Source organism: Pantoea agglomerans (genome assembly GCF_021397715.1).
GTDB classification, from domain to species: Bacteria; Pseudomonadota; Gammaproteobacteria; order Enterobacterales; family Enterobacteriaceae; genus Pantoea; species Pantoea astica.
Map to the genome: position 1 here is coordinate 1907147 of NZ_CP090207.1, position 13032 is coordinate 1920178.

Sequence of the window (13032 nt, forward strand, 5' to 3'; positions counted from 1 at the left end):
TTAAGCTGGTCGCGGTTATCTGCTCACTAGATATACCATTGGTCGATTTTGCCATTTGGCAAAAATTGAGAGGAGAGTATTTATTGGCGGCGCTGAACGGTCAGGCCTGTTAGTACCAGGCGTTATCGTGATCGGAGAGCCTATTAAAATGTCACCTGAGTGGATTTTCCTCTGGAACGAGAGCAATACCAACCCGGCATCAAATTAGGCGGACAGACCAGAGTCCGGCATGCAGCCAAACGCTACTCAGAGCAGTTTGTCACCTGTTGAACAGGTGACAATCGGCATTGGATCGCCAACACTCATAACTTAATCATCTGTGATGCCAACGGTTTCTTCACCGTACTTTATAACCTCTTCGATCAGCTGATACTCACTAAGCAAGCCGCGCTCAACAAGGCACATACATGGCCCGACCTGCGTATCATTCTGATTGATCGGGTTGGCGTCATCTGCAACGTCATGACTGGCCACAAACAGACTCAGCCGGATAGTCAGTACAAAACCATTACATCGCCATCCTCAGCCCGCCAATAAACTTGTTATCACTCGCGTTTGGCTTATCCTTACAGCTCAATCAAAGGGAGGTATGTTTATGAAAGCTGCAATTGCTAACAGTGAGCACCAGGTTGATGTTGTAGAAAAAACTCTGCGCCCGCTGAAGAATGGCGAAGCACGGCTGCGGATGGAGTGCTGCGGAGTTTGCCATACCGATCTGCATGTGAAGAACGGTGACTTTGGCGACAAAACGGGCGTAACGCTCGGGCATGAAGGTATCGGTATCGTGGAGGAAGTGGCGCCCGATGTTACTTCGCTCAAGCCTGGCGATCGCGCCAGCGTGGCGTGGTTCTTTAAGGGCTGCGGACACTGCGAATATTGTAACTCGGGTAACGAAACGCTCTGCCGCGACGTAGTCAATGCCGGTTATACCGTTGATGGCGGCATGGCTGAAGAGTGTATCGTGGTAGCGGATTATTCGGTCAAAGTACCGGAAGGGCTCGACCCTTATGCGGCCAGCAGCGTGACCTGCGCTGGCGTCACCACCTATAAAGCGGTGAAGGTGTCAGAAGTGAAACCCGGTCAATGGATTGCTATTTACGGGCTCGGCGGGCTGGGCAACCTCGCACTGCAATACGCGAAGAATGTCTTCAACGCCAAGGTTATCGCCGTGGATATCAGCGAAGGTCAGCTTGAACTGGCGAAACAGATGGGTGCCGATCTGGTAGTCAACTCCGCTACGCAGGATGCGGCTGCAGTTATTCAGGAAAAAACCGGTGGCGCGCATGCGGCAGTGGTGACCGCCGTCGCTAAAGCGGCGTTTAACTCGGCTGTTGACGCGGTCCGTGCCGGTGGTCGGGTTGTCGCGGTCGGGCTGCCGCCTGAAGAGATGAGCCTGAATATTCCGCGACTGGTGCTGGACGGCATTCAGGTAGTGGGCTCGCTGGTCGGAACCCGTAACGATCTGGCTGAGGCTTTCCAGTTTGCTGCAGAAGGGAAGGTGGTGCCTAAAGTCACCAAACGGAAAATCGGCGAAATCAATACCATCTTCGATGAGATGCTTCAGGGAACCATTCGCGGCAGGATGGTGATCGATTTTACCGGTCAGTCAGCCTGATAGCGGAACGTTCGAATCTGTAGCCCGCGCTATGCGGGCTTTTTTACGCCCCAGCACCGCCACAACTGGATGCCAGCAAAGGAAGAGAGTACCAGGTAGGCTTCAGCTGCGGGCTGATTCTGCCAGTAAAGCAGAAGTGCAGGTCGGTGCATCTGCTGAAAGATAAGAAAAAACCTCGCCGTAGCGAGGTTAATGCGTCAGGCTGCCTTACACCAGGCTGACCGAGAGCAGGGTAATCTCTGCGGTTTGCAGCGACATGTCCTTCTTAATCTCAAACATATAGGCTTCCAGCGCCTCTTCGACATCATGGCCTTCGATGAAAGCATGGGCGGTAACGTGATCTTCGCCTTTCGGCTTTATCACATAAGAAACGAACCACTTCTTATTCTGCATAATCAGCTTCCTTCTCTGTTTTAAATCATTTACCACGTGACCAGCGATGCTGGCTACTCAATCGGGGCGGGATGGAGCAGGTCAATCACGTCATCGATCTCATTGCTGGCCGCGTGGCGATCAAGTGCGACAGCGTAGTAGCGGCCTTTACAGTAGTGCCGCGTCACGGTTACCCGATGACCGGTATCACCATCAGCCTCATCGCCGGTTGCGGTTCGCAGATGCGGCGGGATCACCAGCTCCGTTTCGAGTTCATCAGCTTCGATAATCAGATGACCACCGTCGCTGGAAAGTAGCAGATGCTGAACGCTCATTGTCTCTCCTCTGTTGATCTCATGGGTACCGGAAAAGTGTAGCGCAAGGCTGTGAGGGCGCAGTGGGTGCGGCAAAGGCTTTTGCTGACCAATAAAAAAGCCCCGCTGACGGGGCTTAATACAGAGAGGGGCACAACGCTGAGATCAGCCAGGCTGGTTGGCCAGTTTAGGTTTCAGAACCCGTTTGCCGATCTGGATACCTGGCTTCTCGACATATTTATACAGCAGCGACGCCAGCGCATAGGTGACCGGAATAGCGGTCACGCAGACGATCAGAAAGCGCACCAGATCGCTTTTAAATTCGATGTCGGTATGGTTAAGCAGCAGAGCGATCAGTGGAATCACAATCAGCAGATGCAGCAGGTAAACCGAAAACGACACGTCGCCCAGCCAGGTGCTCAGGCGGTTATTGAGCAGCTTACGCGGCAGCATAATCAGTCGTGCCATCACGCTGTTTTCGCGGTACTGCCACAGAATCGCGGTCATCCCGACAATCATCAGCGCTTCCATAATCACCTGCAGCTTAATCGCTTCCAGACCAATCGCCACGCTGGCGACCGGGCCCAGTAGCGCATAGGCCACGTAAAGCAGGGATTTACGGCGAATCGCTTCGGCCAGCAGCATTCCCGAAAGGAACATGTTGAGCTTAATCAGGATCATCGACGGCATCTCAAAGGCTTCGTAGTAATCCGCCAGCAGATAACGTCCGGCGCAGCACAGCGCCATAATACCAATCAGTGAAGCCGCATAGCCGAATCGCAGCGTCACCAGCATGATGAACGGGAACAGCAGATAGAACTGCATCTCCAGACCAATGCTCCAGTCCGGCAGCACGGTATTGAAGCCATATTCAGGCAACAGGCCAAACAGGAAGCTGAAATGAGTGAGAATATTGGTCAGTGACTGATCGGTGTAACGGGATGACTCGGTCGCGGTGCCGGAGTAGAAATGGGCAATGGTATCGCGCATCTCACCGAACCACGGACCGTAAATCAGGGCGATAATTAGCAACAGGTAATAGAGCGGGGCGATACGGAAAAAACGACGGATCCAGAATTTTTTAATGGTTTCAGCGTGCTGCCACGGCTCTTTTTGCTGGCGCTCAACGTAGTTTTTCGCCATCAGATAACCGGAAAGCAAAATAAACAGATCGACCCCAATCCCCGGTGACGAAATCAGCGTGATATGACAATGCACCAGCAGACTGATATGGCCGACCAGTACCCAAAGAGAGGCGATACCGCGTAACCCCTCCAGCTCCGTTGACCATCCTCGTGTTGCAGACATGAAAAATTCCTCGGTTTCCGTTTTATCCGTCTTTGGGCGCTCACTTAGCCTCAAGGCTGTGATTAAGTAAACGGGGCGACAACAAAGTGGGAAAATTCCGAGCGGAGTTTAACCGGAAAATCGAGGAGAAACAGGCAACAGTCAGCAGTCGCTTAACGACGAGCGACTCGCTGTCGTTAAGCGACGTTAATCATTCGTCAGGCCGCATCAGGCCAGCTTTAACAGGATCATACCGGCCAGCAGCAGGGTTAACCCGGCCCAGCCTTTTCTGTTGAGACGCTGGCCAAATAAGACCCAACCGGCCGCGACAGTGGCGATAATCCCAAAACCACCCCAGACCGCATAGGCCACCGATAATTCGATGCCTTTGACGGCTTGTGCCAGCGCACTAAAGGCCAGCAGAACCGACGCCAGTGAGAGCGCACCAATCAGCGGTTTCTTAAAGCCATTGGAGTATTTAAGAAAGATATTAGCGGCAATTTCCAGCACGATCGCCAGCGCCAGCCAGGCGGGATGAACCAGATCAGCGATGACCATGGCTCACCTCCGGCGTGGCCAGGGTGCCGGTTTTGATCAGCACAATGCCAGCCACCAGCGTCACCAGGCCACCGAGTTTCAGTAGGGTCAGGGTTTCGCCAAACAGCTGCACGCTGAACAGGGTAATCAGCATAATGCCAATCCCTTCCCACAGCGCATAAGCCACGCCTAACGCAATGCGTTTAATGGCGAAGCTCAGCAAGATATAGGAGCAGGCAATCATCCCCAGCATCATCAGGTAGCCCGACTGGCTGCCGCTCAGGCTGGACCATTTCATAAACAGGGTGCCGATAATTTCAGTAGCAATAGCGAGTGATAATATGATCCATGCACGCATGGTTTTTCTCCAGCAACGATAACTATTCCTGCCATCACAACGGTGTTAGCAGACGCAGAATTCAGTCGAAGTGGAAAGGGGACTACAGGGCGCTGCGCCAGTGCCGATCGTCGGCGTTCCAGCCAGAGAGGAAAGGGGTAAAAGTGACAGGGATTGAAATGAACATTCTGCTCATAATATTCACGACGCATCCACTTTGTTGCTTCTCATCAGTGGACGAAGCAGGCCTCCGGTTATAAACACGCCAGATTTATAGCATTTTGCCTGATGGGTAATCAATAGCAGGATATGCTTCGTTTTGGGTTGATTTAGGTTTATCACAATGAAAAGTGATCGCGATCAGGAGGAATATGTTAATCAGAGGTGAAGGTAAAAAACAGCCGGGCAACAAGGTGCCCGGCCGGAATTGCGTGACAACGTCACTGATTACTCAGCACGCTGCGGTACCTTACGCACCGGGGCATCGCCGGCAACGTAATAGCGGGCGGTGCTGCGCGGCAGCGGATCGCGACCACGGATGATATCGGCAATCTTCTCGCCAATCATAATAGTGGTGGCGTTGAGGTTACCGGTGATGATCAACGGCATGATCGACGCATCGACCACGCGTAAGCCTTCGAGGCCATGCACTTTGCCTTCCCCATCGACCACGGACATCTCGTCGTAACCCATCTTACAGGTGCCGCACGGGTGATAAGCGGTTTCGCCGTGGTTACGCACGAACTCATCCAGCTGCTCGTCAGTCTGGCACTCCAGCCCCGGACTGATTTCACGGCCGCGGTATTTATCCAGCGCCGGCTGGTTAATGATCTCACGGGTGATACGAATCGCATCACGGAACTCGTGCCAGTCCTGCTCATGCGACATGTAGTTGAACAGAATGGCCGGATGCCGGCGCGGATCGCGTGACTTCAGGCGAACGTGACCACGGCTCGGTGAGCGCATTGAGCCGACGTGACACTGGAAACCGTGTGCATCGACCGCATTCGAACCGTTGTAGTTAATCGCCACCGGCAGGAAGTGATACTGAATATTCGGCCAGCTGAACTCTTCACGGCTGCGGATAAAGCCACCCGCTTCAAACTGGTTGCTGGCGCCAATTCCGCTGCCGTTGAACATCCATTCGGCACCGATTTTCGGCTGATTCCACCATTTCAGGGCCGGATAGAGCGACACCGGCTCTTTGCATTCATACTGCAGATACATCTCCAGATGGTCCTGCAGGTTTTCACCCACGCCTGGCAGATCGTGCACCAGTGGGATATCAAACTGCTTCAGCAGTTCAGGCGAACCGACGCCGGAACGCTGCAGGATCTGCGGCGAAGCGATGGCGCCAGCGCACAACAGCACCTCGCGACGCGCGGTCACTTTGTTGATGCTGTTGCTGTCACCCTGCAGATACTCCACGCCGACCGCACGTTTGCCGTCGAACACAATCCGATCGGTGGTGGCATGGGTAATGATTTTCAGGTTTGGCCGGCCTTTAGCCTGATCCAGGTAGCCGCGCGCGGTGCTGGAACGGCGTCCCTGCGGCGTCACGGTGCGGTCCATCGGACCAAAACCTTCCTGCTGGAAACCGTTGAGATCGTCGGTGCGCGGATAACCCGCCTGCACACCGGCTTCAATCATCGCTTCAAACAGCACGTTATTGCCCGCTTTTGGTGTCGCCACACAAACCGGACCGTCACCGCCGTGGAACTCATTCGGGCCGATATCGCGGGTTTCCGCTTTACGGTAGTAGGGCAGGCAGTCGGGATAGCTCCAGTGCTCCAGACCGGGCGCGGTGGCCCAGTTGTCGAGATCCATCGCATTACCGCGGATATAACACATGCCGTTAATCAGCGACGAACCGCCCAGACCTTTGCCGCGACCACACTCCATGCGGCGATTGTTCATGTAAGACTCAGGTTCGGTTTCGTACGCCCAGTTATAACGTTTTCCCTGCAAGGGATAGGCCAGCGCCGCAGGCATCTGGGTCCTGAAATCAAATCGATAATCCGGGCCGCCCGCTTCCAGCAACAGCACATTCACGTTGCTGTCCTCGGTCAGACGGGTGGCCAAAACGTTCCCTGCGGATCCGGCTCCAATAATGATGTAATCAAATTCCATTCATCGTTCCTCAGGTTTTAATGATTAAAATACGGACTGAAAACGCGACAGCTCAACCTGCACTGACTTCACCTGGGTATAGCTTTGCAGCGTCATCAGGCCATTTTCGCGTCCAATGCCGGAGTGCTTGTAGCCACCGACCGGCATTTCCGCCGCCGATTCGCCCCAGGTATTGATCCAGCAGATGCCAGCTTCGATCTGGTGGATCACGCGGTGCGCCCGGTTCAGATCCTGGGTCACCAGACCGGCAGCCAGACCAAAGTCGGTGTCGTTGGCGCGGCGGATCACCTCTTCTTCGCTGTCGTAGCTCAGGATGGACATCACCGGTCCGAAGATCTCTTCACGGACGATCTTCATCTCATCGCGGCAGTCGGTGAACACCGTTGGGGCCACCCAGGCACCCTGATCGAATTCGCCACCGGTCAGGCGTTTACCGCCGCACAGCAGCCGCGCGCCTTCAGCAATGCCGGATTCGATGTAGCGCATCACGTTATCGCGATGGCTGAAGCTGACCATCGGGCCAAAGTTGGTCTCCGGCTGGCGCAGATCGCCGGCCCGGATGCGGGCGACGCGCTCGCTGATTTTGGCTTCGAACGCCGCCTGCAGTTTTGTCGGAATAAACACTCGGGTACCGTTGGTGCAGACCTGGCCGGAACTGTAGAAGTTCGCCATCATGGCGATGTCAGCCGCCAGATCGAGGTCCGCGTCGTCGAAGATGATCAGCGGCGATTTACCGCCCAGCTCCATGGTGACCTCTTTCAGCGTCGATCCCGCCGCGTTAGCCATTACTTTTTTGCCGCTGACTACGCCGCCGGTAAACGATACTTTATCGATGCCCGGATGTTCGGTCAGCAACTGGCCGGTGACCGAGCCGATGCCCGGCAACACGTTGAATACGCCGTCCGGCAGGCCCGCTTCGGTGTAGATTTCCGCCAGTTTCAATGCGGTCAGTGGCGTGACTTCGCTGGGTTTGAAAATCATCGCGTTGCCGGCCGCCAGTGCGGGTGCGGATTTCCACAGCGCGATCTGAATCGGGTAGTTCCAGGCACCGATACCGGCGACCACGCCCAGCGGTTCACGGCGGGTATAGACGAAAGAGGTGTCACGCAGTGGGATCTGCTGACCTTCCAGCGCCGGTACCAGACCGGCGTAATATTCCAGCACGTCCGCGCCGGTGACGATGTCGACGCTGGCGGTTTCGCTCAGCGGTTTACCGGTATCCAGCATCTCCAGCTCAGCCAGTTCATCGTTACGTTCACGCAGAATATCGACGGCGCGGCGCAAAATGCGTGAACGCTCCATGGCGGTCATCGCGGCCCAGATTTTCTGGCCTTTTCTGGCTGCGGCAACGGCGCGATCAACATCCTGCTGACCGGCAGCGTGAACCTCGGCCAGCACCTCGCCGTTGGCCGGATTGATGGTCTGGAACGTTTCGCCAGACGTCGCGGCAACGTAAGCGCCATCGATATAGAGTTTCTGCTCGGTAAATCGGGACATGTTATCTCCTTCCGTTATTCGTGCTCGCCAGCCAGTTGCTGACGGATGAATTGGGTAGTCAGTGTGCGGGCTACCACCGGCTTAAACGGCTTCCCGCTCAGCGCGGCGCGTAACCATAAGCCGTCGATCAGGGCGGCCAGCCCATGTGCGGCGAGACGCGCCTGTTCCAGCGGCAGTTCGCGGCGAAATTCGGCGACCAGCGTCGAGTAAAGTCGTCGACTGCTGACCCGCTCAAGTCGATTCAGCTGGGGCTGATGCATACTGCTTGCCCAGAAATCGAGCCAGGCTTTCATCGCGGCGCTGTGCACCTGGGTTTCATCAAAATTGCCGTCGACGATTGCCCGCAGACGCTGCTCTGCCGGGGCATCAGCCAGCGGCTGCAGCCGGGCTGAAACCGCATCGCGCAGCTGGCGCGTCACATCACGCATCGTCGCTTCCAGCAGGCCGTTCTTATCTTTGAAGTAGTGACTGATGATGCCGGTCGACACACCCGCACGGCGGGCAATCTGGGCGATGGTGGCATCGTTAATCCCCACTTCGTTAATCGTGCTCAGGGTCGCATCAATCAATTGCCGACGTCGTATCGGCTGCATCCCCACCTTTGGCATAGCTCCAGCTCCACCCTCAAATCGAGTGCCTATTAAAACTTTTTTTGATTGCACGTTCAATATAAAAAGAAAAGTTGTTAGGATGCTGTTCTTTAAATGTAGCGAAAGCGCAACGGCATTGAGTGCTAAAATAGACTCGTTTGCCGAAGCGGCAAATCAGGAAAAGAGAGTACAACAACAGGCCGCACGGCGCGTCAGCCGCAGGCGGCGACATTTACCCATTGCATATTTTCAGGAAAACTAACCAGAGGTAATCGATGAATAATCCACCTGCCGGTGAAAAAGACAGACTCAATCCCGTTGTGTTCTACACCTCTGCCGGATTGATTCTGACGTTTTCACTTGTGACGATTCTCTACAGCGATCTGGCCGGCGGCTGGATCCTCTCGGCGGTGAACTGGGTCTCCGCGACCTTCGGCTGGTACTACATGCTGGCTGCTACGCTCTACATCGTGTTTGTGCTCTACATGGCCTGTTCACGGTTTGGCTCGATCAAACTGGGGCCGGAGCAGTCCAAACCCGAATTTAGCGTGCTGAGCTGGTCGGCAATGCTGTTTGCCGCCGGTATCGGTATCGATCTGATGTTCTTCTCGGTCGCCGAACCGGTGACCCAGTACATGCAGCCGCCGGAAGGGGCGGGGCAGACGCTGGAGGCCGCACGCCAGGCGATGGTCTGGACGCTGTTCCACTACGGCCTGACCGGCTGGTCGATGTATGCGCTGATGGGCATTGCGCTCGGCTACTTCAGCTATCGCTATAACCTGCCGCTGACCATTCGTTCGGCGCTCTATCCGATATTTGGTAAACGTATCTACGGCCCGATTGGACATACCGTGGATATCGCTGCGGTGGTCGGCACCATTTTTGGTATCGCCACCACGCTCGGCATCGGGGTGGTACAGCTCAATTACGGGCTGAAAGTGCTGTTTGATATTCCGGAAGGGCTGACCGCGCAGACGGCGCTGATTGTGCTGTCGGTGGTGATCGCCACGATTTCAGTGACCTCCGGCGTCGACAAAGGGATTCGTATCCTGTCAGAGCTGAACGTGGTGCTGGCGCTGGGCCTGATCCTGTTTGTGCTGTTCTTCGGTAATACCGAATTTCTGCTGAATGCACTGGTGCTGAACGTCGGCGATTACATCAACCGCTTCATGGGCATGACGCTCAATACCTTTGCCTTTGATCGACCGACGCAATGGATGAATAGCTGGACGCTGTTCTTCTGGGCATGGTGGGTCGCCTGGTCACCGTTTGTCGGGCTGTTCCTGGCGCGTATCTCCCGGGGTCGTACTATCCGCGAGTTTGTGCTCGGTACGCTGATCATTCCGTTTACCTTTACGCTGCTGTGGCTGTCGGTATTTGGCAACGCCGCGCTCTACCAGATCATTCACGGTAATGCCGGTTTCGCGCAGGAAGTGATGGCCCATGCCGAACGCGGTTTCTATAGCCTGCTGGCGCAATACCCGGCGTTTAAACTCAGTGCCTCGGTCGCGACCATTACCGGGATGCTGTTTTACGTCACCTCGGCCGACTCCGGTTCGCTGGTGCTGGGTAACTTCACCTCAAAGCTGAAGGATATCAACAGCGATGCGCCAAACTGGCTGCGTATTTTCTGGTCGATTGCGATCGGGGTACTGACGCTGAGTATGCTGATGACCAACGGGATCTCTGCGCTGCAGAACACCACGGTGATCATGGGGCTGCCGTTCAGTTTCGTCATCTTCTTTGTGATGGCCGGACTGTATAAATCGCTGAAGGTGGAGGACCACCGTCGCGCCAGTGCCACGCGTGATACGGCACCTTATCTGGCCCATGCCACCGATCGTCTGACCTGGAAAAAGCGCCTGTCGCGCCTGATGAATTATCCTGGCTCGCGTTATACCCAGCAGATGATGGAAAACACTATCTATCCGGCGATGCAGGAAGTGGCGAAAGAGCTGGAGCTGCGCGGTGGTGGCGTCACGCTGGAAAAAGTGGCACCGGATGATAACAATCCGATTGGCTATCTGGACCTGCGCGTCCACCTTGGCGAAGAGCAGGATTTTGTCTATCAGGTCTGGCCGCAGCAATACTCGGTTCCGGGCTTTACCTATCGCGCCCGCAGCGGTAAATCGACCTATTACCGGCTGGAAACCTTCCTGCTGGAGGGCAGCCAGGGTAACGATTTGATGGACTACAGCAAAGAGCAGGTGATCATCGATATTCTCGATCAGTATGAGCGCCACCTGAACTTTATCCATCTCAACCGTGAGGCGCCGGGCAGTAATATCACCTTCCCGAGCATGTAACTGTCAGCCCGTAAACTCTGTTGTTTACGGGCTTTTTTTATCGCCGGTGCGGCGATCCTGCGTCGCATCGGTGACAAATCGGCTATATTCAGGGCTTACTGGCCTGATGCCTGCCAGATGTAGACAGGGAGTCGTATGCGTAAAATATTCAGTACGTTTCTGCCGTTGTACACCACCACGCTGCTGATGCTGCTGGGGTCGGGCCTGTTAACCACCTATGTTTCACTCCGGCTCGCCAGTGAGCAGGTCAATGGCGCGCTGATCGGTGCGATTATCGCCGCTAACTACATCGGGCTGGTGATTGGTGGCAAAGTCGGGCACAACCTGATCGCCCGCGTCGGTCATATTCGCGCTTACGTTGCCTGTGCCGGGATTATTACCGCCTCGGTCATTGGTCACGGGCTGACTGATTTTATTCCGCTGTGGGTCTTCCTGCGCCTGATTATCGGGCTGTGCATGATGTGTCAGTACATGGTGCTGGAGAGCTGGCTCAACGATCAGGCGGAATCGTCGCAGCGCGGCGTGATTTTTGGTTTTTACATGGTCGCTACCTATCTCGGTCTGAGCGGCGGGCAGGTGATCCTCAGCCTGCAAAGCGGCTTTGACGTCAGCACGCTGCTGATTGTGGCGCTCTGTTTTGCTCTCTGTCTGGTGCCGATTGCGCTCACCACCCGTACCCATGTTCAGCCAATGTCGCCCGCGCCGATGGAGCTCGGCTACTTCATTCGCACCATTCCTAAACTGCTCGGGACCACGCTGGTGACCGGCATGGTCATCGGCGCTTTTTATGGTCTGGCGCCGGTTTACGGCAGCAGTAAAGGTTTTACCACCAGCCAGACCGGCTACTTTATGAGCCTGACTATCTTTGCCGGGCTGGTGTCGCAGTTTCCGCTCAGCTGGCTGTCGGATCGTTATGACCGTCAGCGGCTGCTGTTCTGCATGGCTATCCTGTTTGCCGTGGCCTGCGTGCCGCTGGTACTGTTGCCGCATCTGACCTTTAACTGGATGATCGGCATCGCCTTTGTCGCCAGTATGATGCAGTTTTCGCTCTATCCGTTGCAGGTGGCGCTGGCGAACGATCAGGTCGCTGCTGAACGGCGGGTCTCGTTAACCGCCTGTCTGCTGATGGCGTTTGGCATTGGTGCCAGTATTGGCCCGCTGGTGATCGGGGCGCTGATACAGCCATTTGGCAGCAATATGCTCTACCTGTTCTTTAGCCTGTGCGCGCTGGTGATTGCCGGACTGAGTTATGTCAAAGCCCCAGGACCGCTGCCCACTACTGAAGTGCCATTGCCGCATGTGGTGATGCCGGATAGCCTCGCCACCTCACCGCTGGGTGCGGCGTTGATCCCCACGCTGGAAGAGGAGGTGATCCAGGCATCAATGGGCAACAGCGAGCCTGAGCCGGACGAAGAGCAGGAAGAGGGGGAAGATCAGCGCGAAGATGCGCCGTTAAAATAACCACAGTCGGGGCGTGGCGGCACCGGTCGCCGCCAGCGCTCCCGATAAGTTCCAGTGATTGCTCAGATGAGAGGCTCGACAATCGCGCCTCGCCAGGCGAAGCTGGTGAACTCGTCTTCGTCTGGATAAACACCATGCTGGAACTTCGCCCCAACTGTGAACGCTGTGACACCGATTTGCCGCCAGCCTCGACCGAGGCGCGCATCTGCTCGTTTGAATGCACCTTTTGCGCAGCGTGCGCCGAACAGTCACTGAACCATCTCTGCCCCAACTGTGGCGGTGAACTGGTGCGGCGGCCGATTCGTCCGGCAGAAAAGCTGGTAAAATTTCCGGCTAAAACCCGCGCCTGAGCCGTTTCTGGCCCAAATGACACGGGTTATTTTCTGTACAGAATAGTCTTAAGGCGGCGATATCGCTATGATGCAGGTCGTCCCTGACAGAGCTACCACCTTTACTGAGTGCCGGAGATAAGCGCCGGAAGGGACAATCCTTTTCTGGCGCCTGACTGGCTCTCTGTTGCCGCGCAGCCCATCGCCCCGATCTATACTTCAGCTATCGTCCTTAATCCTCCGCTGAAGGTCACACT

General features: G+C 55.6%; 12 protein-coding genes. 4 read left to right on the plus strand and 8 right to left on the minus strand.

Annotation, left to right across the window (positions count from 1 at the left end; all coding sequences use genetic code 11):
- The first annotated feature begins 595 nt into the window (after positions 1–595).
- The gene (adhP, locus tag LZU96_RS09090) at positions 596–1615 is read left to right on the plus strand and encodes an alcohol dehydrogenase AdhP (RefSeq protein ID WP_233987950.1); all 1020 of its coding nucleotides are present in this window, start codon (positions 596–598) and stop codon (positions 1613–1615) included.
- Positions 1616–1822: 207 nt separating this feature from the next.
- Here the strand turns inward: adhP and LZU96_RS09095 are convergent, their stop codons facing one another.
- The 8 genes from LZU96_RS09095 to betI form a co-directional block, all read right to left on the minus strand.
- Complete coding sequence (locus LZU96_RS09095; RefSeq protein WP_233987951.1) at positions 1823–2008, minus strand: hypothetical protein; 186 nt, start codon at positions 2006–2008, stop codon at positions 1823–1825.
- A gap of 53 nt (positions 2009–2061) precedes the next feature.
- The gene (locus tag LZU96_RS09100; RefSeq protein WP_233987952.1) at positions 2062–2322 is read right to left on the minus strand and encodes a hypothetical protein; all 261 of its coding nucleotides are present in this window, start codon (positions 2320–2322) and stop codon (positions 2062–2064) included.
- Positions 2323–2466: 144 nt separating this feature from the next.
- Entirely contained in the window at positions 2467–3609 is a 1143-nt protein-coding gene (locus LZU96_RS09105; RefSeq protein ID WP_233987953.1) for an acyltransferase family protein, read from the minus strand.
- Between the two features lie 207 nt (positions 3610–3816).
- The gene (gene mdtI / locus LZU96_RS09110; RefSeq protein WP_233987954.1) at positions 3817–4146 is read right to left on the minus strand and encodes a multidrug/spermidine efflux SMR transporter subunit MdtI; all 330 of its coding nucleotides are present in this window, start codon (positions 4144–4146) and stop codon (positions 3817–3819) included.
- The gene (gene mdtJ / locus LZU96_RS09115; protein WP_233987955.1) at positions 4133–4483 is read right to left on the minus strand and encodes a multidrug/spermidine efflux SMR transporter subunit MdtJ; all 351 of its coding nucleotides are present in this window, start codon (positions 4481–4483) and stop codon (positions 4133–4135) included. Before mdtJ ends, mdtI begins: the two co-directional genes overlap by 14 nt.
- Before the next feature lie 426 nt (positions 4484–4909).
- Complete coding sequence (gene betA, locus LZU96_RS09120) at positions 4910–6592, minus strand: choline dehydrogenase (protein WP_233987956.1); 1683 nt, start codon at positions 6590–6592, stop codon at positions 4910–4912.
- 24 nt (positions 6593–6616) lie between these two features.
- On the minus strand, positions 6617–8089 hold the full coding sequence (gene betB / locus LZU96_RS09125) for a betaine-aldehyde dehydrogenase (protein ID WP_233987957.1): 1473 nt from the start codon (positions 8087–8089) through the stop codon (positions 6617–6619).
- 14 nt (positions 8090–8103) lie between these two features.
- Positions 8104–8697 (minus strand): transcriptional regulator BetI, encoded by a 594-nt coding sequence (gene betI / locus LZU96_RS09130; protein WP_233987958.1) that lies wholly within the window; start codon positions 8695–8697, stop codon positions 8104–8106.
- Positions 8698–8954: 257 nt separating this feature from the next.
- Between betI and LZU96_RS09135 the strand changes: the two genes are divergently transcribed.
- From LZU96_RS09135 to LZU96_RS09145, 3 genes are all read left to right on the plus strand, one after another.
- Complete coding sequence (locus LZU96_RS09135) at positions 8955–10985, plus strand: choline transporter (protein ID WP_233987959.1); 2031 nt, start codon at positions 8955–8957, stop codon at positions 10983–10985.
- A 135-nt stretch (positions 10986–11120) separates the two neighbouring features.
- Positions 11121–12446 (plus strand): MFS transporter, encoded by a 1326-nt coding sequence (locus tag LZU96_RS09140; RefSeq protein ID WP_233987960.1) that lies wholly within the window; start codon positions 11121–11123, stop codon positions 12444–12446.
- Between the two features lie 134 nt (positions 12447–12580).
- Complete coding sequence (locus tag LZU96_RS09145; RefSeq protein WP_233987961.1) at positions 12581–12796, plus strand: DUF1272 domain-containing protein; 216 nt, start codon at positions 12581–12583, stop codon at positions 12794–12796.
- Positions 12797–13032: the final 236 nt, after the last annotated feature.